Origin of the sequence: Azotobacter bryophylli, from assembly GCF_042643485.1 — a bacterium.
Classification (GTDB): domain Bacteria; phylum Pseudomonadota; class Gammaproteobacteria; order Pseudomonadales; family Pseudomonadaceae; genus Azotobacter; species Azotobacter bryophylli.
The window spans coordinates 121,983-144,710 of record NZ_JBHRSJ010000036.1; the positions used below are offsets into that span (position 1 = coordinate 121,983).

Consider the following 22,728-nt stretch of genomic DNA (forward strand, 5'->3'; position numbering starts at 1 on the left):
ACCGGCGAGTGCGGATTATTGTGCTCTGACTCGCTCGTAAAATTATTGACATAACTCACTCATAGCACAAGCGTATCACCATGTTCCAGATGCCATCCGAATCGAAGCCATGGAACGTACAACTTCCTCTTCCATGGTATGAAGGCAAACCTCGCTAACATGACGAGCATCTTGCATATTTCGGATACTCATTTCGGCACCGAGCAGCAACCTGTAGTAGAAGCCTTGGAAGCGCATGCCCGTGAACATGGAGCCGATTTGCTGGTGCTATCCGGAGACATTACCCAACGAGCGAGACGGAACCAGTTTGCAGCCGCCCAAGCATTCATTCACCGCATGGATGACTGTGGCATCCGACAAAAGCTAATAGTTCCCGGCAATCACGATATTCCGCTACACAATCTCCTCACTCGTTTTCTCTGCCCTTACAAAAATTACCGCCAATTCATCGACGAACAACTCGAGCCAGTCTTCGAAAATGATGAGCTTTTAGCCATCGGCCTCAATACGACCCATCCCAAACGCCGCAAGGATGGCAAGGTAACAGAAGAGCAGATTCACTCGGTCTGCGAGCGGCTGAGCCGCTGCGATCCGGCAAAGCTGCGTATCGTCGTAGCTCACCAACCCTTCGGTTCCATGGCGCCCTCGGATCTGCGCAACCTGCAACATGGCGCACGCGAGGCATTGTTGCGCTGGGCAGAGAGCGGGCTGGACCTCGTGATGGGCGGACACATCCATCTCCCCTACGTCCTTCCCCTGAGTGGTCAGTACCCTGACCTGGCGCGGGAAATCTGGATCGTCCAGGCCGGTACGACCCTCTCCTCCCGTCTACGCGGCCGCTTGCCGAACTCGTTCAATCGGCTCTATATCAGCACCCGGGACGGCAAGCAGGTGCGGGTCGAGCGTTGGGATTATCAGGCCCAAACCCGCCGGTTCGTCCTTGGCGTACATTTCGATCTCCAATGGCCGAGCGGTTGAATCCGTTTGCCGATCGGAGCAGAAAATTCGGCGGCATTCCTTTGGGATCATATATTTCGTCACGGGCTCGAATAACTTCTGAACTGAATACTCAGACCAAGTTAAGAGTGAGCGGATACCAAGCCGTGCCATTCCCTTACTGACCTTGTGCTTTAAAGGCCAGCAGTAAAACTTCGAGACAGGGCACCAGAAGCCCCCTATCTCCTCAGTGCAAAACCACAGCCGATCAATACAGCGGAAACTTGTGGCGCTTCACTTCCCCCGATACCCCTATTGCTCCGCTGGTTATAACAGGCATCGAAGTTCACTCATCCGCGCGCCCTCTCACGACCATCGGAACATTTGAGCTGTTACCGCTGAAAATGCGACTGTCCTTTGATGGGCGAATCGCCTTTTCGCGGATCAATCGACGATCGTCCCCCGGCACTCGCCGAAGCCCAGACTTGGAAAGCCCTCTCGACGACAACGGGCCCTCATGATGATTTCGTCGCCGGCCTCGAGATAAGTGCGCTGCTCTCCGCCGGGCAACGGCAGCGGCAGCCTGCCGCCCCGGGTGGTTTCCAGCAGACTGCCCAGACTGCCCGGTTCCGGGCCGGACAGTGTGCCGGAGCCGAACAGATCCCCAGGCTGCAGCTTGCAGCCGCCGACAGTGTGGTGCGCCACCATCTGCGCCACGGTCCAGTACATGTTCAGGGTATTGCTCAGGGCGATGCGCTCGGGCGGCAGGCCGCGCTCGCGCATGGAGCGGGTCTGCAGCAGCACCTCCAACTCGATGTCGAAGGCGCCTTCGGCCTGGTCGCGGGCGTCCAGCAGGTAGTCCAACGGCTGCGGATCGCCCTGGGGTCTGGCCGGCTGCGCCTTGCGATAAGGGGCCAAGGCCTCGGCGGTGACCACCCAGGGGGAAATGGTGGTGGCGAAGCTCTTCGAGAGAAAGGGACCGAGCGGCTGGTATTCCCAGGCTTGCATGTCGCGGGCCGACCAGTCGTTGAGCAGGCAGAAGCCGGCCACGTGCTCCCCGGCCTCGCCGATAGGGATCGGCTGGCCCTGTTCGTTGCCCGTACCGATCCAGATGCCCAGCTCCAGCTCGTAGTCGAGTCGGCGGCAGGGGCCGAACACCGGCACGCTCTGCCCCGGCGGCAGCGACTGTCCATGGGGACGGCGCACCGGGGTGCCCGAAACCACGATGGTCGAGGCACGCCCGTGGTAGCCGATCGGCACGTACTTGTAGTTCGGCAGCAGCGGGTTGTCGGGACGGAACAGGCGCCCGACGTTGAGCGCATGGTGGATGCCCACATAGAAGTCCGTGTAGTCGCCGATCCTCGCCGGCAGGTGCATGCGGCAGGCACGGGCCGGATGCAGCAGCTGCTCGCCCAGCGCCTCCAGCCTCGACTGCTGCGGGCTGCCTTCGGCCAGCAACTCGGTGAGTTGCCGGCGAAATGCACCACGTATCGCAGCCGGGAGGGCTAAGAAGGCATTCAGACTGTCGCCGCCGGCCAGAACCGCGGCTTCGGCGGCCTCGCCGCTGAACAGGTCGTGGGCCACGGCAGCCTTCAGATCGAAGATCAGCTCGCCGATGGCGACGCCGCCGCGGGGTTCGCCGCCGACCGGGCTGAACACCCCGAGGGGCAGGTTCTGCAGGGGGAAATCGGCATGCTGGTTGGCCGAGGCGATCCAGCTGTGCAATCGGGACGTATCGGTCATGTCAGTCTCCGCTTCCTTGAAAGTGCTTGCCCAATCCTGCCCAGCACCGGTCGTAATCGGCCTGCAGAGTGGGCGATTCCAGGGCGAACCGGCTCGGGCGCAGGACCTGGGAAGTCTCGAACATGAAAGCCATGGTGCCTTCGATCTTCTGCGGCGCCAGCTCCGCGGCCATGGCCTGGCTGGTGGTGGCGTCGTCCGGCCCGTGGGCGCTCATGCAGTTGTGCAGCGAGGCGCCGCCCGGCAGGAAGCCCTCCGCCTTGGCATCGTAGACACCCCGGATCAGGCCCATGAACTCGTTCATCAGGTTGCGGTGGAACCACGGCGGACGAAAGGTGTTCTCCGCCACCATCCAGCGCGGCGGGAAGATCACGAAGTCCACGTTGGCCTGGCCGGTCACGGCGCCGGGCGAGGTCAGCACGGTGAAGATCGACGGGTCGGGATGATCGTAGCTGATGGTGCCGATGGTATTGAAACGGGCCAGGTCGTACTTGTAGGGCACGTGGTTGCCGTGCCAGGCGACCACGTCCAGCGGCGAGTGGTCGAGGGTGGTGCCCCACAGCTCGCCGAGGAACTTCTGCACCAGCTCCACCGGCTCGTCGCGGTCCTCGTACCAGGCCACCGGGGCGAGGAAATCCCGCGGGTTGGCCAGGCCGTTGCTGCCGATCGGCCCCAGCTCTGGCAGATGCAGGGCGCAGCCGTGGTTCTCGCAGAGGTAGCCACGCGCCTCGGCGTCCGGCAGCTCGACGCGGAACTTCAAGCCGCGCGGAATCACGGCGATCTCCAGCGGCGCGACCTCCAGCAGTCCCAGCTCGGTGACCAGACGCAGCCGGCCCTCCTGGGGAACGATCAGCCACTCGCCGTCGGCGTTGTAGAACACCCGCTCCATGGAGGCATTGGCGGCATACAGATAGATGCTCACGCCGGATGCCTGGCCGGCCTCGGCGGTGGCGACGAAGCGGTGCAGGCCGGCGATCAGATCGGTGCCCTCCTCCGGCATCGCCAGCGGATTCCAGCGCAGACGGTTGGGCGTCGCCGGCCCCGTCTGGCTGCCGACGATCTGCCGGGACAGCCGCTCGAACTTCGGATGGTTGGCCGAGGGCCTCAAGCGATACAGCCAGGTACGCCGTGCCTCGGCGCGCGGCACGGTGAAGGCGGTGCCGGACAGCAGTTCGGCATACAGGCCGTAGGCGGGCTTCTGCGGCGAGTTCTGGCCGACCGGCAGGGCGCCCGGCAGCGCCTCGCTGGCGAACTGGTTGCCGAACCCGGACTGGTACGACAAGGGCGTGGTACAGCATGGGGAACTCATGGCTCACTCCTTTTCTTGTTATGCGTAATCCATTTACGATTAACGTAATCAGACGATTCATCCACCGTCAAGCGTTAGAATTGCCGCTCCCTTCATCCCAAGGACCGCCGATGAAAAGCCCAGACTCTGTCGCATCCACCCCAAGACGTCAGAAAGTCCAGTCGGCGGAAGTCGGTACGGACATTCTCAAGGCCCTGGCCGAACTGGCACCGGCCACCTCGCTGTCGAAGCTGGCCGAGCACCTAGACATGCCGGCCAGCAAGGTCCATCGCTACCTCCAGGCCCTGATCGCCAGCGGCTTCGCCGAGCAGGACCCGGCCACCAACCACTACGCCCTCGGTCGCCAGGCGCTGTTCGTCGGGCTCGCCGCGATAGGCCGGCTGGATGTGGTGAAGGTCGCCGCGCCCTGGCTGGTCCGACTGCGCGACGACCTGAACGAGACCTGCTTCCTGGCGGTATGGGGCAACAAGGGGCCGACCGTGGTGCTGGTGGAGCAGGCGGTGCGCGCCGTGACCCTGGTGACCCAGGTCGGCTCGGTCCTGCCGCTGCTGGGCTCGGCCACCGGGATGCTGTTCCAGACCTACCTGCCGGACAGCGAAACCGCTTCCCTGCGTCTGGAGGAGTCGGCCCGGGCGCCCGAGCTGACGTCCGAGCGCCTGGCCGAACAGAGCGAACGGATCCGCCGCGCCGGCATCCACTGCATTCACGGCCAGTTGATGCTGGGGGTCAACGCCCTGTCGGCGCCCCTCTTCGGCGTCGGCCGGAAACTGGCCGGCGTGCTGACCGTGGTGGGCTCGGCGCCGGCCTTCGCCGCCGATCCCCACGGCCCGGCGGCCCTGAGGCTTCGCGACCACGCCCGGCAGATCAGCGCGCGGCTGGGCGGCGACATCGAGATGCCGGCCTGAGACCGGCGCCCCTGCCCCGCCCGCGTATTCGCCTCGCAAGTTGTCCCCTCCAGGGGACATGCCGCCTCCCTCGCAGTGGTTAGAGTCATCCCCGGGATAACAAGAACAATCCGGAGACGCACTGCGATGCACCACCCCAATACCGATCCACGCTTCTCGATCTACTACCGCTACCGGGTCTTTCCGGCCTTCACGGCCAGCGCGGAAACACGGCTCGTGGAGCGCAAGCCGGTCGTGGTGGTCGGCGCCGGCCCCATCGGCCTGACCACCGCCCTGGACCTGGCCCGCTACGGCGTGCCCTCGGTGATCCTCGAATCCGAACAGCAGGTCAGCGAAGGCAGCCGGGCGATCGTCTTCACCCGTCGCTCCCTGGAAATCCTCCAGCAGGTCGGCATCGCCGACCGTGTCAGCGAGTCGGGCCTGGGCTGGCGTTTCGGCAATTCCTTCTACCGCGACCGACTGGTGTTCCGCATGGAGGCCCCGCACGACCCGGACGACCGCTTCCCGCCCATGACCAACCTGCAGCAGCCCTATCTGGAGGAATACCTGGTCGAGGCGGTCGCGGCCAATCCGCTGATCGAGCTGCGCTGGGGCAACAAGGTCGTCGGGCTCGAGCAGAGCGGCGAGTCCGCCTCGCTGCAGGTGGATACGCCCAAGGGCCTCTACACCCTGGAGGCCGACTGGGTGGTGGCCGCCGACGGCGCCCGCTCGGCGATCCGCAACCTGCTGAACCTCAAGCTGGAGGGCGCTTCCTACGAGGGCCGTTTCGTCATCGCCGACATCCGGACCGAGCTGAACCTGCCCACCGAGCGGCAGGCCTATTTCGACCCGCCCTGGAACCCCGGCAATACCGTGCTGATGCATCGGGAGCCGCACGGCATCTGGCGCATCGATTACCAGCTGCCGGCCGGCGAGAGCCCGGAGCAGGCGCTGCGGCCAGAGTCCCTGCGCAGCCGCATCGACGCCCAGCTGAGGATGATCGGCATCGAGAGCCCGGCCTGGGAGCTGGACTGGTGCTCGGTCTATTCCGCCCGCGCCCTGACCCTGCCGGAATACGTGCACGACCGGGTGATCTTCACCGGCGACGCCGCGCACCTGTTGCCGATCTTCGGCGTGCGCGGGGCCAACACCGGCTTTCAGGACTGCCACGACCTGGCCTGGAAACTGGCCTTCACCGTCAACGGCTGGGCGGGCGATGGGCTGTTGCCCTCCTACAGCCAGGAACGGGTCGCCGCGGCCCACGAGATAATCCACGAAGCCGGCAAGAGCACCCGCTTCATGACCCCGCCGACCGCGGGCTACCGGCGGGTACGCGATGCGGTCCTGTCGCTGTCCCTGAGCCAGGAATTCGTCCGCCCGCTGTACCACTGGCGCACCTCCCGGTCCCACGACTACGCCGCATCGACGCTCAACTGCCGGGACGACGACGATGCCCGCTTCCGAGCCGGCCCGCGCGACGGCGCGCCGCTGGCCAACGTGCGGCTGGGCGAGGACCGCTACCTGCTCGACCGCCTCGGCGCCTCCTTCTATCTGCTCCACTTCGGCGACGGCGACGGCGGCGCCGTTCCGGCCGAGCTGCAAGCGCAGGCGCAGGCCATCCGCGCTCGCGGCATCCCTTTCCAGATACTGGCCGTCGCCCCCGCCGGGCAAGAGCGGGTCGAAGGCGCCGACCAGTGGATCGAGGACGTCGAAGGACGGATGCGCGCCAGCTACGGCATCGAAACCGGCGGCGCCTACCTGATCCGCCCGGACCAGCACGTCTGCGCCCGCTGGCTGCAACTGTCGGCCGGACAACTGCACGCCGCCATGACCAAGGCCCTGGGCCATCACTGAGGATTCGAGGATGAACACCCTGACCGTAAAAGACCTGGAACGCGTCTACGACCTGCTGGCCGAAGCGCTCGACCAGGCCACCCCGGCCAAGGCCGAGCTGTTCCTGACCAAGCTGGCCCTGCTGAGCGCCCAGACCCTGGGCGATGCCGGGGTCTTCGCCGAGCTGACCCGGTCGGCCCTGCAGGACCTTTGACGCGCCAGCCGGCGGACCAGCCTTGCGAGCCGAGGTCCGCCACCAACCAGACCGCCGGGCGGCAGCCTCGCGCCACCGCCCGCGTCGGCGATCCGGCCCCATTCCAATAATAATCGGGAAGCCAACGATGACTCAGAGCTCCGCCATGTCCCCGGCCGGGACCAGCCGTTTCGACACACCGGACAGCCAAACCACCGCGCAGCAGCAGGTGATCCGCAAGGTATCCAGGCATCTGCTGTGGTTCCTGTTCCTCTGCTTCGTGCTGTCCTTCCTCGACCGCATCAACATCGGCTTCGCCGGCCTCACCATGATGGGGGACCTGGGGCTGACCGGCACCCAGTTCGGCATGGCCACCACGCTGTTCTACCTCGCCTACATCGCCTGCGGCATTCCCAGCAACATCGCCCTGGCCCGGGTCGGCGCGCGCAAGTGGATCGGCACCCTGATGATCGCCTGGGGCCTGGCCTCCACCGCCACCCTCTTCGCCAGCGACGCCTCCAGCCTGTACCTGCTGCGGATCTTGGTGGGCATCACCGAAGCCGGCTTCCTGCCCGGCGTGCTGCTGTACCTGACCTTCTGGTTCCCGGCCGCCTACCGCGCCCGCGCCAACGCCCTGTTCATGATCGCCATGCCCTTCACCGCCGGCTTCGGCTCGGCCGTATCCGGCCTGATCCTCGGCCTGGACGGCACCTGGGGCCTGCACGGCTGGCAATGGCTGTTCCTGCTGGAGGGCATGCCCTCGGTGATCATGGGCCTGGTGGTCTTCGGCTATCTCGACGACCAGCCGCAGCGGGCCGACTGGCTGGATGCCGAGGAAAAACGGAACCTGGCCCGGGCCCTGGCAGCCGATGCGCCGGCCGCGTCCCGGCCGGCGGAAAAACCCGTCGGTCTGATGCGCGAGCTGCTGTCGCCGACGGTGATCCTGTTCAGCCTGGTGTACTTCTGTCTGGTCAACACCCTGGCGATGATCGCGGTCTGGACGCCCCTGATCATCAAGAGCTTCAACGCCTCCGGCAGCAACATCACCATCGGCCTGCTGGCCAGCATCCCGCAGATCTGCACCATCGTCGGCATGCTGCTATGGGGCATGCATTCGGACCGCACCCGCGAGCGCCGCTGGCATCTGGTGCTGCCCATGCTGTTCGCCGCCGCCGGCTGGATGTGCACCGCCTGGTCGAGCCATCCGCTGGTGCAACTGCTCGGCGTGTGCATGGCCTCCAGCGGCTCCTACACCGCCATGTCGATCTTCTGGACCACCCCGGACCAGGCCCTGAGCTTTCAGGCGAGGGCCATCGGCATCGCCGCGATCAATGCCGTCGGCAACCTCGGCTCGGCGCTCAATCCGCTGGTGGTCGGCTGGCTCAGGGACCTGACCCAGAGCTTCACCGCCGGCCTCGGCTACGCCACCGCGCTGCTGGTCGTCGGGGCGCTACTGGTCTTCCTGCTGCCGATTCCCTCGTCCCGGCGGATACTGAATCAGCAGCCCGTCCGAGAACCTTCCCTCGGGAACCCCTGACCATGAACCTCTACAGCTACTTCCGCAGCTCCGCCGCCTACCGCGTGCGCATCGCCCTCAACCTCAAGGGGCTGACCTACCGCACCCTGCCGGTGCATCTGCTGCGGGACGGCGGCGAGCAGCACCGGCCGGCCTACCGGGCGGTGAACCCGGCCGGGCTGGTGCCGGCGCTGGAGGATCGGGGACACACCCTCACCCAGTCCCTGGCGATCCTCGAATACCTGGAGGAGCAGTACCCGCAGACGCCCCTGCTGCCTCAAGGCAGCGCCGACCGGGCGCGGGTCCGCGCCATCGCCCAGAGCATCGCCTGCGAGATCCATCCGCTGAACAATCTGCGGGTGCTGCAGTACCTGAGCGGCACCCTGGGCCTCGGCGAGGAGCAGAAAAACGCCTGGTACCGGCACTGGGTCGGCGAAGGACTGGGGGCGGTGGAGCGGCTGCTGGCCGACGATCGGCGCACCGGCGCCTTCTGCCACGGCGACCGCCCGACGCTGGCCGACTGCTGCCTGGTACCCCAGGTGTTCAACGCCCGGCGCTTCGGCTGCGAACTCGACGCCATGCCGACGATCCTCGCCATCGTCGCCCGCTGCCAGAGCCTGGAAGCCTTCCAGCGCGCCGCCCCGGAGCACCAGCCGGACGCCGATTGAACGGGCTATGGAGCAGGGTGAAAGCCGCTACAGTGCAGGCAGGCTCCGACGCCTCACCTCGCGGCGCCGGAGCCAACACCCGATACGAGAAAGCCCCGGGAAAGGGGATACAGGGAGTGCAGGATGCAATATTGGCCCTTGCGATCGTCCGGGTCCGAATACCGCCTGAATGCCGGACAAGCCGCCGCCTTGCTGTCCCGCGTCGGCGAGAACCGCAGCCGGCTGCTGGCGAGCGATCTGCTGCAGCTGGTCTGCGCCCAGGTTCCGCTGGCCCAGTGCACCATCTTCGCCTATCCGCAGCAGCGCAACCCGCACATCGTCTCCTTCGCCGATCGCGCGCGGATGGCCCAGCTGCCGAACATCTCGGCCAACTACGCGGAACGCTTCTACAGCCTGGACGGCAACCAGCAGGCGATGGCCGGACGCCCGCCCGCCTCCGGCGCCGAGCGGATCATGGTGCAGCGCCAAAGCACAGACGACATCGCCCACCAGGACTACCGGCGGATCTGCTACGAGCAGCCGCAGATCTCCGAACGGGTCGCGCTGCTGGGCCACTGCGAGGGCGGGCGCTGGCTGTCGGTCAACTTCTATCGAGGCCGCGAGCACGGCCGGTTCTCGTCCGGCGAGATCGAATTCATCGAAACGCTGGCGCCCTTCGTCATGCAGGTCGTCCGCCTGCACTACCGCGCCTACGTGGAAGCCAACGAGATGCCGACGCTGCTCGGCGAACGGGTGGTCAGACTGCACCCGGAACTGACCCGGCGCGACCGGGAGCTGCTGAGGCTGCTGTTCGACGGCTGCGACGTGGCCGCCATCGCCTCGCGCATGGGCATTCAATGCTCCAGCGCCGCCACCTACATCAAGCGCCTCTACCGCAAGCTGGGCATTTCCGGCCAGCGCGAGCTGCTGGCGCTGGCGAGCCAGGCGCAGTGGCCCGTCATGCCCCACTGAGAACGAACGCCAGGGGCCGCCGCCACGCATCGGGAGCGGCGTGCGGAGCCGCTCAGGCCGGCTTGCGTATGCCATCCATGGCCTCGATCAGTTGCTGCAGGCGACGCTCCATGTCCCGCAGCCGCTTCTTTTCCACAGCGACACTCTGGAGCTCTCGCTGAGCCTCTTCGTCCAGGGAGCGGAACAGCTCCAGGATGGCCCGCTCGTGCGGGCTGATGACATAGGCGGCCGGCGCCTCCTGCACCCTTGTCTCGGGCTCGCCGCGGCGCATCGGGCCGTCGCCGGTCAGCAGCCAGTCCAACGAGATGTTCCTTTCCTCCGCCACTTCTACGCATTTCGCGTAGGGGACGCTGTCCCGGCTTTTCCAGCTGCTGATCGTCTGGGGCGGAACTCCCAGGGCAGTCCCGAGTTCCGAATCACTTTTCGTACCGATCGCCAATTTTAGGCGCGAGATGACATCTGCAGAGCTACTCTTACGCATTTGGCGGATTTCCATTTGACATACGCATATTGAATAGATAACTTTATGCGCAACGCGTACATATTAACTAAAGTGGGAACGCCCAAACTATGAAAGGAACTCATACTTTCCGCCAAGCCTGGACCATGCGGTCCTGTCCTGCTTTCCCGATGCCGGCGCTCTAGCGCACGGAACCCAGCCTCCGCCCGAGGCGCAGCGACATGAGCAAACGTCAGATACATGACTGTCTGCTCGAAGATAGCGACAAGTTCCGCCGTTTTCCCTTCGACCCGCGGCCGGCCGAACGCTTCGCGCACGAGCCTTCGCCGCTACCGGACGCCCCCGCTCTCCGCCCCGGGCGGGCGCCGATGCCCGGCGGACAGCCGGCGATCCGGTCGGGACAAGCGGCCGTCTCTCCCCGAAGCCCGCGTCGACGACGGCCTGCCCGGTCCGCGGCTCCCGACCTGCCCCGGCGGCACTTTCCGCCCGGGCAGCCGGAGGAAGAAGAGGCAGCATCATTTGGGTGACCCTATGCGTGACATCACCGTTTCCATCCAGCTAGACCGGCACGAGGCCGAGGCCTACTTCCGCTGGCTGATCGAGCAGTACGAACAGGCCATGGCCGACTGCTGGGGCTCCGACGGCTACCGCCATACCCCGCCCGGCCTGCGTGCTCCCCATATCCTCAAGGATCGCCCCTATTTGGCCGGCCTGATCCGCACCGCCCGCGAACTGCGCAAGCAGCTCGAGCAGCAGTAGGCGACGCCTCACCGCGCCGCCCCGTCGCGGGACAGGCCGTACTTCTTCATCCGCTGGTACAGGGTGCTCTTGGCGATGCCCAGGGCCCTGGCGGCCTGGGTCAGATTGCCGCGGCAACGCTCGATGGCCCGGCGGATGACCAGCCGCTCGCTTTCGCCGAGGTCGCCCACCACGCTCTGGGCCTCGACCCGGCGCAGCTCGTCCGGCAGGTCCTCGCGGCTCAGCCGGTCGCCGCCCAACAGCAGCATGCCTTCGAGGACGTTGCGCAGCTCGCGCACGTTGCCCGGCCAGTCATGGGCGGCCAGCGCCGCCAGCAGGTCCGGCTCCAGCTCCGGCAGCGGCCGGCCGTGGCGCTCGGCCTGGCGGCGCAGGATGTGCCGGGCCAGGAGCGGGATGTCCTCCTTGCGCTCGCGCAGCGGCGGGATGCGGATCCGGGTGACCGCGACCCGGTAGAACAGGTCCTCGCGAAAGCGCCCGGCGGCCACCTCCTGGCGCAGGTCGCGGTGGGTGGCGGCGACCAGGCGGAAATCGACCCGGCGCGGCTCGCTCTCGCCCAGGCGGTACAGCTCGCCCTCCTCCAGCACGCGCAGCAGGTGGCTCTGCAGCTCCAGCGGCAGCTCGCCGATCTCGTCGAGGAACAGGGTGCCGCCCTGGGCCGCCTCGATCTTGCCCTTCATGCCGCCGCGCCGGGCACCGGTGAAGGCGCCTTCGGCGTAGCCGAACAGCTCGCTGGCGAGCAGATCGCGGGACAGGCTGCCGCAGTTGATGGCGACGAAGGGACCGCGGCCACCGATGCCCGAATGGTGGATGCCCTGGGCGAAGGCCTCCTTGCCCGAGCCGGTCTCCCCGTGCAGCAGGACCGGCACCCGCGAGGTCGCCAACTGGCGCGCCTTGCCCAGGGCCTCGGCGAGCGCCGGGCTGTCGCCGGCCAGGCGGTCGAAGCCGACTTCCGGCTCGCCCGGATTCGCCGGCAGGGCCAGAGCCCGCGCCGCCCGGGAAGGCGGTGGGATGCGCACCAGCGTGCCGAGGGCTTCGCCGTCCGCGCGGATGGCCTGCACCCAATCGGCCGCCAGCCACGGCGGCAACGGGCCTGCTTGGCCGCCGCCCCGGCACAGGTCGAGGGCGGCCAGCCGGCAGGCCGTGCCGGGCTGGAAGGCGATGCCGCGGGCGGCGAGCACCTCCGGCAGGCGCGCGTTGGCCCGCAGCAGGAAGCCCCGCGGGTCGAACAGCATCACCCCCTCGCTGCGGTCGGCGAGCAGTTGCTCGACGCTGGCTTCGAGCAGACGGAAGCGCCTGGCGATCTCCTGCCGAGCCAGGGTCTCCTCGATGCGCTTGGCGGTGCTCACCGCCAGCGCCAGGGTGTGCCGACTGAAATCGCTGGGCGCGCCGGACACGTCCAGGGCGCCGAGGATCTGCCCGTCGCGCTGGTCGCGGATGACCGCGGCCGAGCAGGTCCAGTGCTTGATGCCCTCGCAGAAGTGCTCGGCGGCGTGGATCTGCACCGGCCCGCCGAGACGCAGCGCGGTGCCGATGGCGTTGGTGCCGCAGGCCTGCTCGCTCCACGGGCTGCCGGGCATCAGGCGGATGCGCTCGGCGCGGCCGAGGGTCGCCGGGTCGCCGCGGGATTCGAGGATCATCCCCTCGCTGTCGGTGAGGATGAGGATGGCGCCGCTCTCGGCCATCAACTGCTCGGCCATGTCCATCGCCGGCACGCTGCCCTCCAGCAGGCGCTGGTGGCGCTGGCGGATAGCGTCGAGCTGGGCGTCGGAGAGAGGGTCGGGGGCGTGCTGCAGGCTCGGATCGACCCCGCCGCTCAGGCAGCGGCGCCAGGAGTCGTCGATGGGGAAGCGGACCAGCTCGCGGGGCGGCTCCTCACCGCGCAGGAAGGCGTGCCAGGCGGCCATGATCCGCGGATTGTCACCCGGGCAGGCGAATACCCCTTGGGGTACCAGGGAAGTCATCAACCGTCACCTCTGTTCTTATTGTTTTGTTGTGGTCGGGCCTGGGCGACGGACAGCCATCCGCGAGGGGATGCCGTTCAGGCTGATTCCATTCTAGACCAGCGCAACGGCAAAAGCCGCCGCCCCGGGAATGCCGGGGCGGCGGCGTAGCTCAAGGCTCGGCGGATCGGATCAGGCGGCGCGTTCGGGCAGCGGCATCTCCAGCCATTCGCGGTAGAAGGTCTCGATGTCCGGCTCGAAGTCATGGATCACCGGATACCACGGGGTCGGCGCCTCGACGTCGAGCTGGGTGGCGCAGTGCGGGCAGTAGTACTCGCGATAGACCTGCCACTGGGTGTCCGGGGCGAGCAGCGTCGGGTAGACCTCCTGCATGCTCTCCGGGGTGTCGCGCACGTGGATGTTGGCGTGCAGTTTCCAGTTCTGCCGGTAGTCGCAGAACTCGTGGCCGCAGCGGCACTTGGTCACCCACTGCTTGCTGGTCGCCGACTGCACGATGTACAGCGCCGGACCCAGCGGCAGGACGATGCGGTCCGGCCAGGCGACCCGCTCCTGCAGCACGCTCAGATACAGCTCGAAGCGCTCGCGGTCCTTGGGCATGGTCAGCATGCGGGTGGTGGTGTCCCAGTCCAGGCGGCCGTCGACCAGGTTCTTCACTTGTTCCTTGGTGTAGGTGCTCATCTCGCGCTCCTCATTCTTCCACTTGAACCACGGTATGCACGTCGGGCAGCAGGGACAGGTCCATGCGGTGCTTGGAACCGTAGACCGGCACGCCCAGCTCCTCCTCCTTCAGCGTCCAGTCCGCCGGCAGGTCCCAGAAGGCCTTGAATTCGGCGAGGAACTTCTCCGACAGGGCGAAGCTGCTGGCGAACATCTGCTGCACCGGCGCCGAGGCGTGCTTGGTCAGAATCCGCTCGCGCTCCTCGCGCATCCACTCGCGGGTCGGCTGCGAGCGCTGCAGGCGCTCGGCGCGGATCTGCCGGCGGCGTGCCTCGGTGCCGGCCGCATCCACCGACCAGTGCCCCTTGGCGTCCTGGGCGATCGCCGCGCCGTAGACCTTCTCGGCGTAGGCCGGCAGGACGAAGCCCTGGTTCAGATCGTCAGCGATGGCGGCGATCTCCCGCTCCAGCGGATCGCCGAAGCCCGGGCCGCCGCGCAGGTAGTTGAGGTAGAGGTCGTGGTTCTCGTAGCAGTCCTCGGTGGTCATGCACTGCTTGTCGCGCTTGATCTTCGCGGTGGCGGCGATGTGCTGTTCGTAGGCCGGCTCGGCGGGGTCGCGGTCGCCGCCCAGCGGCAGCGACAGGCCCAGCTCAATGCGCTCCTTGAGCCCGGTCCGGTGGGCCTCGAAGCGGTAGCCGGCGGCCGCCGGATAGCCGCCCATTAGGCCCCAATCCGAGTTCATGTAGCCGTTGCCCATGAAGAACATGGTCCAGTCCTCGGCGTTCCAGACCATGCGCAGGGTCTCGAAGCCGCAGCCGCCGCGGTACTTGCCGTAGCCGCCGGAGTTGCACTTGACGTTGCGGCCCAGGTACAGCAGCGGCTCGGCCATCTCCCAGATCTCGATGTCGCCCATGTCGCCTTCCGGGTTCCAGATCGCCGCGGCGTGGTTCAGGCCGTCGCGGATCGCCATGGCGCCGGTGCCACAGGACGAGGCCTCGAAGCTGTTGACCGCGTGCACCTCGCCGTCCTGGTTGATGCCGCCGCCCTGCAGCCAGTTGGAGGTGTTGGCGTTGCCCGAGTTGACCTCCTCCAGGTAGCCGCGGCTGAAGTAGGCCTGGCCGAGGCCGCGCCACAGCGCGCTCCAGCCGGAGACCAGGAAGTGCCAGGCGTAGGCGTGGCCGGTGCGGCGGTCGTCCGGGTTGCACCAGGCGCCCTTGGGCAGGTGGAACTCGGTGCCGAAGCAGGCGCCGTCGTTGATCCGCTGGGTCGGTACCAGGGTCTGGGTCATCATCACCCAGATGCCGCTGGTGAAGGCCACGTGGTGGGCGTTGAAGGTGTGCCAGCCCCAGCGGCTGGCGCCCTCGAAGTCCAGCCGCCAGCTGGCGTCCGGGCGGATGGTGATCTCCACCGGCGAGTGCATGATGGTGTCGACCTTGGCGAAGGCCGAGGAGGTCTGCACGTCCTCGTGCTTGAACGGCACGTCGACGAAGGCCACCTTGCGGTAGGTGCCCGGCAGGGTCATCGCCTTGATCCGCGACTGCAGCCCGCGGCGGCCCTCCTCGATCACCTCGAAGGCGAAGCGCTCGTAGGCCTCCAGGCCCTCGGCGGCGATGATCTCCTCGACCATGCCGCGGATCATGTGGCAGCCGGCGATGCGGGTGCGCTCGTCGAGAATCCAGTACTTGGGCGTACGCACCGAGCGCTGCGACTCGTGCAGCCAGTCGCGCAGCGGCTGGTCGTTGACCCCGGTCTTGCGGCAGGTGATCTGGTAGCCATCGCCGAAGCGCTGCACCTGGCCGGTGGACATGGAGCCCGGAGTCACCGCGCCGGTGTCGATGACGTGGGTGACGCCGCCGACCCAGCCGACCAGCTTGCCGTGGGCGAAGATCGGCACGATGGTGGCGATGTCGCAGGGGTGCACGTTGCCGATCGAGCAGTCGTTGTTGGTGAACATGTCGCCGGGAGCGATGCCGGGGTTGCTCTCCCAGTCGTTCTCGATCATGTACTTGATCGCCGCACCCATGGTGCCGACGTGGATGATGATCCCGGTGGAAGTCAGGATGCAGTCGCCCACCGCGTTGTAGAGGGTGAAGCAGAGCTCGCCCTCCTGCTCGACGATGGGACTGGCGGCGATCTTCTTGGCGGTCTCGCGGGCGTGCACCAGGCCGCCGCGGATCTTGGAGAACAGCTTCTCGTAGCCGATCGGGTCGCTCTCGCGGAACGGCAGGCTGCTCAGCCCGTTGTAGAAACCGGTTTCCTTGGTGCGTTGCATCACTTCGCCGCGGAAGGCCTGCAGGGTCTTGCCGTTGCCCAGCAGCGAGCCGGGCGCGTTCTTGGCCAGCATGTTCATGTGAGGTTCCTTCTTCTTGTCGTTATGGAGTCCGGCTCAGCCGCGGGCGCGTTCCTTGAGGTGGAACAGGCGGTGCTTGTCCAGGTAGGTCTCGAAGCCGTCGGGCACCACGAAGGTGGTGGAGTCGGACTCGATCACCGCCGGCCCGACGATGCGGTTGCCCGGCTGCAGGGCCTCCATCTGCCAGATGTCGGCGTCGACCCAGCGCTTGTGCCGGTAGAACGGCCGCTTGCCGAGGTGGGCGGAGGGCTGCGGCTGCGGGCCGGCTTCCGGGTCCTCGGGCAGCACCGGCTTCTGGGTGGCGACCAGCCCGCGCATGATCGCCCCGGTGACCGAGAAGCCCAGTTCCGGCGAGCGCGCCGAGCTGGCGTAGACCCGCGCGTAGGTGTCCTCGAAGGCGTCGGTGATCTGCTGCCAGTCGGCGGCGGAGGCTGCCCTGGCGATCGGCGAGGTGATCTCCAGGTCGTTGAGCTGGCCCATGTACTGCATCCGGTAGCCGGGCAGCAGGGTGACGTCCTCGGCCTTGAAGCCGTTGATCACGAACTCCTCGATGACCTTGGCCGCCAGCTCGTCCCAGGCCGCCTGGATCACCGCGCAGGCCTCGGTGCGCTGGGCCTCGCCGCTGTCCGGCGGCAGGGCGATGTCGACGCTCTTGTCGTAGCGGTACTCGAAGTCGGCGCAGGCGCAGCCGAAGGCCGAGAAGCCTGCCGCCCAGGCCGGCACCACCACGTCCTTGAAGCCAAGGCCCTCGGTGTAGCCGTAGGTGTGCACCGGCCCGGCGCCGCCGTAGGAGAAACAGACGAAGTCGGTGGGGTTGTAGCCCTTGGCGCTGATGTTGGAGCGCAGGTACTCGTGCAGCGACAGGTCGAGCAGCTCGATCACCCCGGCGGCGGCCTCCTCCACCGACAGCCCGAGCGGCCCGGCGATCTGCGCCTGGATGTGCTGGCGGGCGCGCTCCACGTCGAGCTTGATGGTGCCGCCGAGGAAGTTGTCCGGGTTGAGGTAGCCGAGCACCACGTGGCAGTCGGTCACCGAGACGGTGTCCAGGCCGCTCTCCGGCCAGCAGGTGCCGACCCGGTAGCCGGCGCTGTCCGGCCCCAGCTTGAGCGAGCCGCTGTACGGGTCGAGGCGCACGAAGCTGCCGGCGCCGGCGCCCACCGAGTCCATCGCCACCAGCGGCAGGGACAGCACCAGGCGGGCCATGTCCGGGTCGGAGGCGATGGCGAAGTTGCCCTTGGTGATCAGCGCCATGTCGAAGGAGGTGCCGCCGATGTCCGAACAGGCGATGTTTTCGTAGCCCAGCGCCTCGCCGAGCAGCCGGGAACCGATCACCCCGCCGATCGGCCCGGAGACGATGGTCCGCGCCAGTTCCTTGGCCTTCCAGGAGATGGTCCCGCCGTGGGTGGCCATCACCCGCAGGTCGAATTTGGCGCCGTGCCTCCTGAAGCGCTCGCTGACCTTCAGCAAGGTCTGGCGCGACGGCTCGGCGGCGTAGGCCTCGAGGATGGTGGTGTTGGCGCGGTGGCTCTCCTTGCGCGAGGGGTAGTAATCGACCGAGGCGAACACCGGCAGGTCCGCGCCGAGGCGCTTCAGCTCCTCGCGGCAGAGATCGCGGGCGCGCTTCTCGCTAGTGGGGTTCTTGTGCGACTGCAGCAGCACGATGACGATGGCCTTGGCGCCGGCCTCGACCAGCTCGCGGGTGGCCTGGCGCACCTCCTCCTCGCGCAGCGGAATCACGATCCTGCCCTGCACGTCGGTGCGCTCGGTGACTCCGCGGGTGCGCGAATAGGGCACCAGCGGCGCGTCGTAGCGGTGGGTGTTGAGGTGCAGCCGTTCCTCCAGGGCGTAGCCCAGGTAGCTCTGGATCGCGCGGCCCATGGAATGGGTCTGTTCGAAGCCCCGGTTGACGATCAGGCCGACGTCCAGGCCCTTGCGCTGCACCACCCGGTTGAGCATGGCGGTGCCGGAATAGACGCAGGTCACCAGCTCCGGGTAGACGTCGTCGACGCCCAGCTGCCAGGCGGACAGCGCGTCGAGGGAGGAGTTGTAGATGGCCAGGGATTCGTCGGCCGGATTGCTCTGCGCCTTGCCGACCACGAAGTTGCCGTCCTCGCGGACGAAGAAGGTGTCGGTCATCGTGCCGCCGGCATCGATGCCCATCACCTGGACTTTCGAACGTTGCATGTCCATGGGGTTCTCCGTTGTTGTTCTTGTCCCAGCGCGGGGTCGTCACGCCCGCCTCTTCCCCATAGCAGCGCCTGTGCCAATCCCGACAGGAAAGGCAACTCGCTGAAAACGAAGGACTTACTGGAAACGGCAACGAAAACGGAGGCAGACCGGGCGTTCGGCAAGCGAACGCCTCCTCCATCGGACGTATGAAATTCGAACGCTCGGCGCGCCGCAGCGGGCGCCCGGCGTCAGGGCTGCGCGGAGTGCAGATCGATGGTCGCCTGGACTTCCTCGTGGCGGGCGGCGAGATAGGCGTAGTGGGCCTCGCGGATAGCCTCCGCCTCGCAGGCCTCGATCACGCCGTCCTCCAGAGCCGCGGCGATGATCTGGTCGACGATGCCGCGCTTGGCCGCGGCTCTCACGACCCGGCTGTAGAGATCCACGTTGTCCAGCTCGCCCACCTCCGGAACCTTCACGAAGACCCCGCCGTACAGGGCGCAGACGTAGTCCGGCAGAAAGCGGGTGCCGTTGACCGACTCCAGCGCATGGATCTGCGCATCGCTCAGCGGACTGCAGCCCGCGGTCTCGTAGACCTGGTTGCCCAGGCGTTTCGGCCTGATCCCGAGGTGGGCGGCCGCGGCCTCCTGGCCGCCCGGGAAACCCCGGGTCACCGCCTTCATCACGTCCCTGCGGGTTTCTAGCAGTTGCTTGCTCATGTCCTAGTTTTTTCCTTGAGCCCGTATCACTAACTTGTCATCACTGGATCAACGACAGGGGTGTCACCATGCCGAGCCAATTCCATTCCCTTCAGGGCGAAGTCGTCGCCCTGCGCTGCGCCGTCGCGGCCCTGCTCGGCGCGCTGCCGCCCGAAGCCCGGCAGCGCGTCTGGCCGACCTTCGAACGCATGCTCGAGCTGATGCGCGATCAGTTGCCGCCTGCGGCCAAGGAGTCGCTGGACCGGACCGCCACCTCGATCGCCGCCGTCGCGCCCTGAGCGGCCATGCAGAGCCAGGATGACATCATAATGACACCCAGGCCCGGGAGGCTGTCCAGCGTCGTTCGGACGGAAAGGAACCTGCCGCGGCCCGACCGCAGCGGAGCCTCGCACCCGCTGCCCGAAGCCGGCGCCACACGGCGATCAGTCGGCCGGACTGACCGCCACGCCCGGCCGCTGCGCCAGCCGGCCGGGCAGCAGGGCCAGCAGGCAGCCGATGCCGGCGAAGCCGACCACCAGGCACATCGGTAGCGGGCTGCCGTCGTGCAGGACGCCGACCAGGGCGCTGAGGGCGGTGCCGAGACCGAACTGCACGGCTGCGGCCAGCCCGGCGGCCGCCCCGGCCTGACGCGGATAGAGGGCGAGCAGGCTGGCGATCGCGTTGGCGCCCAGAAGGCCGGTGACGCTGACGTAGAACAGCAGGCAGACGACGATCGCGCCCAGCCCGCCCGTACCGCTGCCGCCGAGGACGATCAGCGCCATCCCGGCCAGGGCGGCGATGCCGGCGCCCCAGAGCAGCATGCGCGACGGGCCGACGCGATCGACCAGGCGGGCATTGGCCAGGGTGACCAGCATGATGCCGCCGACGTTCAGACCGAACAGCCAGGCGTAGTCCTGCGGCGAGACGCCGAAGTGCTCGATGTAGACAAAGGGTGAGGCGGTGAAGAAGGCGAACATGCCGCCGAAGCCGAGGCCCATGCTGAGGATGTAGCCCAGCGCCCGGGGCTGGCGCAGGATGGCGCCGTAGGCGCAGGATGGCGCCGTAGGCGCGAAAGGCGGCCGCCACCGACGCCCCGCGGGCTTCGGGCGGGTGCGTCTCGGGAATCTTCCGCGCGGCGAGCAGCAGGCACAGCCCGGCGAACGCCAGCAGCACCGCGAAGATCGAGCGCCAGCCGGCCACCCGCATCAGGTAGCTGCCGATCAGCGGCGCGACCAGGGTCGCGACCATGGTCACCAGGTGCATCAGCGACAGCACCCGGGCGGCGTCGCCGAGCGGGAACAGGTCGCGCACGATGGTCCGCCCGAGGACCGAGGCGCCGGCCCCGCCGAAGGCCTGCAGGAGGCGCCAGAGCACCAGCTGCTCGGCCCGCTCGGCGAGCAGGCAGCCGATGCTGGCGAGGATGTAGAGGGCGATCCCGGCGAGCAGCAGCCGGCGCCGGCCGAAACGGTCGGACAGCGGCCCGTAGATCGGCATGCCCAGGGCGAAGCCGGCGAGGAACAGGCCGATGCTCAGCTGGACCTGCGCCTCCGGCGCGCGGAGGTCGGCAGCGATCAGCGGCAGACTGGGCAGGTACATGTCGATCGACAGCGGCCCGAAGGCCACCAGGGCGGCGAGCAGGACGATCAGCCGCCGCGGGTTGGCCATGGCAGACATGGCGATTCTCCTCGGAATGAATGGCAGGCGCGATGGCCGGGCCACCGCGCGCGGGAGACGTCGCGGGCGTCGAGGCACAACGCGCCCTGCCCGCCTCGCTCAGGCGTGCGCCGGCACCGCGCTGCGCTCGCGCCGGGCCAGCAGGTAGAACACCGCCACCGCGGCCAGCACGATGCCCGGCGCCGAGGCCAGCATCACTCCCGCCGTACCGCCGCCCAGGGCCAGCGCCTGGCCTGCCACCAGCGGCCCGCTCATGGCCCCGAGCCGGCCCACCGCGACGGCGGAACCGACCCCGCCGGCGCGCACCTCGGTGCGGTAGAACAGCGGCGCCAGGGCGTAGAGCACCGATTGCCCGCCGGTGGCGAACAGGCCGGCGACGAAGCCGGCCAGCAGCATGCTGCCGAACTGGCTGGACAGCCCGAGGGCGGCCAGCGAAGCGAGCAGGCCCAGGTAGATCAGCGCCGCCAGCGCCAACGGCCGCAGACGGTCCATCAGCGCGCCCAGGGCCAGGGTGCCCACCGCCGCGCCGATCTGCAGGGCGAACATCACCCAGCCCGCCTGCTCGCCGCGGAAGCCCTGGTCCATCAGCAGGCTCGGCAGCCAGTTGATCAGCATGTACACCACCAGCAGGGTGAAGAAATAGGCGACCCACAGCAGCAGCGTCGGCAGCGCCGCGCCCTGGCGGAACAACCCCTGCCACAGGGAGATCCGCGGCGCCGCGCCGCCCTGCGCCTGCTGGCGGCGGAACTCGCTCGACTCCGGCAGGCAGAGGGCGAGCAGCGGCGCGATCAGCAGCGGCGTCACCCCGCCGACGTAGAACACGGTCCGCCAGCCGCCGGGAAAGCCGGCGATGCCGAGGGTGGCCGCCAGCGCGGCGCCCAGGGGCACGCCGCAGTACATCAGGCTCACCGCCGTGCTGCGCAGGCTCGGCCCCGCGGCTTCCGAGGACAGCGCGATCAGGTTGGGCAGCGCCGCGCCCAGGCCGACCCCGGTCAGCAGGCGCGCCAGCAGCAGGCCGGAGGTGTCGCGGGCCAGGGCGGTGGCGATGGAGAACAGGCCGAACAGCGCCACCGCGCCGATCAGCACGCGCTTGCGACCGATCCGGTCGGCCAGGCGCCCGCCGAACAGGGCCCCCGGCAGCAGGCCGAGGATGCCGGCACCGAAGATCCAGCCCATCCACACCTTGTCCAGGCCGAACTCGGCGGCCATGCCCGGTCCGGCGATGCCGGGGCCCTGCAGGTCCATGCCCTCGAGCAGGGCGACGGCGAAGCACAGCGCGACGGTGGTCCAGGTCCGCTGGCCGGCCGCTTGCGCCGCAAGGTCATGCGAGGAGTATTCGCTCATAGTTTCCGTACCTTGTTGATTGTTGTTGTAGGTACTCCGGCGGCCGTTTCCCGGCCGCCGCTCAGTGGTTGCGCCCGGCGGCGAGCAGGTCCAGGGCCACGTCGACGATCATGTCCTCCTGGCCGCCGACCATCCGCCGCCGGCCCAGCTCGACCAGGATGTCCACGGTCTTCAGCCCGTACTTGCGCGCCGCCACCTCCGCATGGCGCAGGAAGCTGGAGTAGACCCCGGCGTAGCCCAGCGCCAGGGTCTCGCGGTCGACCCGCACCGGCCGGTCCTGCAGCGGGCGGACGAGCTCGTCGGCGGCGTCCATCAGGGTGTAGAGGTCGGTGCCGTGCTGCCAGCCCAGCCGCTCGGCCGCGGCGATGAACACCTCCAGCGGCGCGTTGCCGGCGCCGGCGCCCATCCCGGCCAGGCTGGCGTCGATGCGGTCGCAGCCCTCCTCCACCGCGACCAGGGAGTTGGCCACCCCCAGGCTCAGGTTGTGGTGGGCGTGGATGCCGGTCTGGGTCGCGGGATCGAGCACGTCCTTCAGCGCGCGGAAGCGCTCGCGGATGTCCTGCATCTGCATCGCCCCGCCGGAGTCGACCACGTAGATGCAGGTGGCGCCGTAACCCTCCATCTTCTTC

At 68.0% G+C, this 22,728-nt stretch carries 20 protein-coding genes and 1 pseudogene; 9 read left to right on the forward strand and 12 right to left on the reverse strand.

Going from position 1 to position 22,728, the window contains the following annotated elements; all coding sequences use genetic code 11:
* The first annotated feature begins 159 nt into the window (after nt 1-159).
* Nucleotides 160-978 (forward strand): metallophosphoesterase family protein, encoded by an 819-nt coding sequence (locus ACFOJE_RS21685; RefSeq protein ID WP_377817107.1) that lies wholly within the window; start codon nt 160-162, stop codon nt 976-978.
* Nucleotides 979-1,380: 402 nt separating this feature from the next.
* Here the strand turns inward: ACFOJE_RS21685 and fahA are convergent, their stop codons facing one another.
* Nucleotides 1,381-2,679 carry a fumarylacetoacetase gene (fahA, locus tag ACFOJE_RS21690; RefSeq protein ID WP_377817108.1) on the reverse strand — a complete coding sequence of 433 codons (1,299 nt, stop codon included), beginning with the start codon at nt 2,677-2,679 and terminating at the stop codon, nt 1,381-1,383.
* A 1-nt stretch (nt 2,680) separates the two neighbouring features.
* Nucleotides 2,681-3,985, reverse strand: coding sequence for a homogentisate 1,2-dioxygenase (hmgA, locus tag ACFOJE_RS21695; RefSeq protein WP_377817109.1), 1,305 nt, complete (start codon nt 3,983-3,985; stop codon nt 2,681-2,683).
* 110 nt (nt 3,986-4,095) lie between these two features.
* Here hmgA and ACFOJE_RS21700 point away from each other — a divergent pair, with 110 nt between their 5' ends.
* The 6 genes from ACFOJE_RS21700 (at nt 4,096) to ACFOJE_RS21725 (ending at nt 10,030) form a co-directional block, all read left to right on the forward strand.
* Entirely contained in the window at nt 4,096-4,890 is a 795-nt protein-coding gene (locus tag ACFOJE_RS21700) for an IclR family transcriptional regulator (protein ID WP_377817110.1), read from the forward strand.
* A gap of 126 nt (nt 4,891-5,016) precedes the next feature.
* Nucleotides 5,017-6,723 carry an FAD-dependent monooxygenase gene (locus ACFOJE_RS21705; protein WP_377817111.1) on the forward strand — a complete coding sequence of 569 codons (1,707 nt, stop codon included), beginning with the start codon at nt 5,017-5,019 and terminating at the stop codon, nt 6,721-6,723.
* 10 nt (nt 6,724-6,733) lie between these two features.
* Nucleotides 6,734-6,916, forward strand: a complete 183-nt coding sequence (locus tag ACFOJE_RS21710; protein ID WP_377817112.1) for a DUF2783 domain-containing protein — start codon at nt 6,734-6,736, stop codon at nt 6,914-6,916.
* 127 nt (nt 6,917-7,043) lie between these two features.
* Nucleotides 7,044-8,432 carry an MFS transporter gene (locus ACFOJE_RS21715; RefSeq protein ID WP_377817113.1) on the forward strand — a complete coding sequence of 463 codons (1,389 nt, stop codon included), beginning with the start codon at nt 7,044-7,046 and terminating at the stop codon, nt 8,430-8,432.
* Nucleotides 8,433-8,434: 2 nt separating this feature from the next.
* A complete protein-coding gene (gene maiA / locus ACFOJE_RS21720; RefSeq protein WP_377817114.1) occupies nt 8,435-9,079 on the forward strand; it encodes a maleylacetoacetate isomerase in 645 nt (214 codons plus the stop codon).
* Between the two features lie 123 nt (nt 9,080-9,202).
* Nucleotides 9,203-10,030, forward strand: a complete 828-nt coding sequence (locus ACFOJE_RS21725) for a helix-turn-helix transcriptional regulator (RefSeq protein WP_377817115.1) — start codon at nt 9,203-9,205, stop codon at nt 10,028-10,030.
* Nucleotides 10,031-10,082: 52 nt separating this feature from the next.
* Here the strand turns inward: ACFOJE_RS21725 and ACFOJE_RS21730 are convergent, their stop codons facing one another.
* Entirely contained in the window at nt 10,083-10,526 is a 444-nt protein-coding gene (locus ACFOJE_RS21730; RefSeq protein ID WP_377817116.1) for a helix-turn-helix domain-containing protein, read from the reverse strand.
* A 495-nt stretch (nt 10,527-11,021) separates the two neighbouring features.
* Between ACFOJE_RS21730 and ACFOJE_RS21735 the strand changes: the two genes are divergently transcribed.
* Nucleotides 11,022-11,249 (forward strand): hypothetical protein, encoded by a 228-nt coding sequence (locus ACFOJE_RS21735; RefSeq protein WP_377817117.1) that lies wholly within the window; start codon nt 11,022-11,024, stop codon nt 11,247-11,249.
* A gap of 8 nt (nt 11,250-11,257) precedes the next feature.
* Here the strand turns inward: ACFOJE_RS21735 and ACFOJE_RS21740 are convergent, their stop codons facing one another.
* The 5 genes from ACFOJE_RS21740 to ACFOJE_RS21760 form a co-directional block, all read right to left on the reverse strand.
* Nucleotides 11,258-13,210: a sigma-54-dependent Fis family transcriptional regulator gene (locus ACFOJE_RS21740; RefSeq protein WP_377817118.1), complete on the reverse strand. Its 1,953-nt coding sequence runs from the start codon at nt 13,208-13,210 to the stop codon at nt 11,258-11,260.
* A gap of 171 nt (nt 13,211-13,381) precedes the next feature.
* Nucleotides 13,382-13,888: an acetone carboxylase subunit gamma gene (locus ACFOJE_RS21745; RefSeq protein WP_377817119.1), complete on the reverse strand. Its 507-nt coding sequence runs from the start codon at nt 13,886-13,888 to the stop codon at nt 13,382-13,384.
* Between the two features lie 10 nt (nt 13,889-13,898).
* The gene (locus ACFOJE_RS21750) at nt 13,899-16,217 is read right to left on the reverse strand and encodes a hydantoinase B/oxoprolinase family protein (protein ID WP_377817121.1); all 2,319 of its coding nucleotides are present in this window, start codon (nt 16,215-16,217) and stop codon (nt 13,899-13,901) included.
* A gap of 36 nt (nt 16,218-16,253) precedes the next feature.
* On the reverse strand, nt 16,254-18,407 hold the full coding sequence (locus tag ACFOJE_RS21755) for a hydantoinase/oxoprolinase family protein (RefSeq protein ID WP_377817122.1): 2,154 nt from the start codon (nt 18,405-18,407) through the stop codon (nt 16,254-16,256).
* A gap of 227 nt (nt 18,408-18,634) precedes the next feature.
* A complete protein-coding gene (locus tag ACFOJE_RS21760) occupies nt 18,635-19,102 on the reverse strand; it encodes a YmfL family putative regulatory protein (protein WP_377817123.1) in 468 nt (155 codons plus the stop codon).
* 68 nt (nt 19,103-19,170) lie between these two features.
* Here ACFOJE_RS21760 and ACFOJE_RS21765 point away from each other — a divergent pair, with 68 nt between their 5' ends.
* Nucleotides 19,171-19,380: a hypothetical protein gene (locus ACFOJE_RS21765; protein WP_377817124.1), complete on the forward strand. Its 210-nt coding sequence runs from the start codon at nt 19,171-19,173 to the stop codon at nt 19,378-19,380.
* A gap of 144 nt (nt 19,381-19,524) precedes the next feature.
* Here ACFOJE_RS21765 and ACFOJE_RS21790 read toward each other — a convergent pair whose 3' ends face one another.
* From ACFOJE_RS21790 to dmpG, 4 genes and pseudogenes are all read right to left on the reverse strand, one after another.
* A complete protein-coding gene (locus ACFOJE_RS21790; protein ID WP_449224147.1) occupies nt 19,525-20,079 on the reverse strand; it encodes an MFS transporter in 555 nt (184 codons plus the stop codon).
* A gap of 97 nt (nt 20,080-20,176) precedes the next feature.
* Nucleotides 20,177-20,755 (reverse strand): annotated as a pseudogene (locus ACFOJE_RS21795) (MFS transporter); the annotation flags it as partial.
* A gap of 99 nt (nt 20,756-20,854) precedes the next feature.
* A complete protein-coding gene (gene mhpT / locus ACFOJE_RS21775; RefSeq protein WP_377817126.1) occupies nt 20,855-22,099 on the reverse strand; it encodes a 3-(3-hydroxy-phenyl)propionate transporter MhpT in 1,245 nt (414 codons plus the stop codon).
* Between the two features lie 61 nt (nt 22,100-22,160).
* A partial coding sequence (dmpG, locus tag ACFOJE_RS21780; RefSeq protein WP_377817127.1) for a 4-hydroxy-2-oxovalerate aldolase occupies nt 22,161-22,728 on the reverse strand: 568 nt, incomplete at its 5' end.

Coding starts and splice junctions, on each gene's coding strand:
- ACFOJE_RS21685 (WP_377817107.1), top strand. CDS start 160: ATGACGAGCATCTTGCATATTTCGGATACTCATTTCGGCACCGAGCAG.
- fahA (WP_377817108.1), bottom strand. CDS start 2,679: ATGACCGATACGTCCCGATTGCACAGCTGGATCGCCTCGGCCAACCAG.
- hmgA (WP_377817109.1), bottom strand. CDS start 3,985: ATGAGTTCCCCATGCTGTACCACGCCCTTGTCGTACCAGTCCGGGTTC.
- ACFOJE_RS21700 (WP_377817110.1), top strand. CDS start 4,096: ATGAAAAGCCCAGACTCTGTCGCATCCACCCCAAGACGTCAGAAAGTC.
- ACFOJE_RS21705 (WP_377817111.1), top strand. CDS start 5,017: ATGCACCACCCCAATACCGATCCACGCTTCTCGATCTACTACCGCTAC.
- ACFOJE_RS21710 (WP_377817112.1), top strand. CDS start 6,734: ATGAACACCCTGACCGTAAAAGACCTGGAACGCGTCTACGACCTGCTG.
- ACFOJE_RS21715 (WP_377817113.1), top strand. CDS start 7,044: ATGACTCAGAGCTCCGCCATGTCCCCGGCCGGGACCAGCCGTTTCGAC.
- maiA (WP_377817114.1), top strand. CDS start 8,435: ATGAACCTCTACAGCTACTTCCGCAGCTCCGCCGCCTACCGCGTGCGC.
- ACFOJE_RS21725 (WP_377817115.1), top strand. CDS start 9,203: ATGCAATATTGGCCCTTGCGATCGTCCGGGTCCGAATACCGCCTGAAT.
- ACFOJE_RS21730 (WP_377817116.1), bottom strand. CDS start 10,526: ATGGAAATCCGCCAAATGCGTAAGAGTAGCTCTGCAGATGTCATCTCG.
- ACFOJE_RS21735 (WP_377817117.1), top strand. CDS start 11,022: ATGCGTGACATCACCGTTTCCATCCAGCTAGACCGGCACGAGGCCGAG.
- ACFOJE_RS21740 (WP_377817118.1), bottom strand. CDS start 13,210: ATGACTTCCCTGGTACCCCAAGGGGTATTCGCCTGCCCGGGTGACAAT.
- ACFOJE_RS21745 (WP_377817119.1), bottom strand. CDS start 13,888: ATGAGCACCTACACCAAGGAACAAGTGAAGAACCTGGTCGACGGCCGC.
- ACFOJE_RS21750 (WP_377817121.1), bottom strand. CDS start 16,217: ATGAACATGCTGGCCAAGAACGCGCCCGGCTCGCTGCTGGGCAACGGC.
- ACFOJE_RS21755 (WP_377817122.1), bottom strand. CDS start 18,407: ATGGACATGCAACGTTCGAAAGTCCAGGTGATGGGCATCGATGCCGGC.
- ACFOJE_RS21760 (WP_377817123.1), bottom strand. CDS start 19,102: ATGAGCAAGCAACTGCTAGAAACCCGCAGGGACGTGATGAAGGCGGTG.
- ACFOJE_RS21765 (WP_377817124.1), top strand. CDS start 19,171: ATGCCGAGCCAATTCCATTCCCTTCAGGGCGAAGTCGTCGCCCTGCGC.
- ACFOJE_RS21790 (WP_449224147.1), bottom strand. CDS start 20,079: ATGGGCCTCGGCTTCGGCGGCATGTTCGCCTTCTTCACCGCCTCACCC.
- mhpT (WP_377817126.1), bottom strand. CDS start 22,099: ATGAGCGAATACTCCTCGCATGACCTTGCGGCGCAAGCGGCCGGCCAG.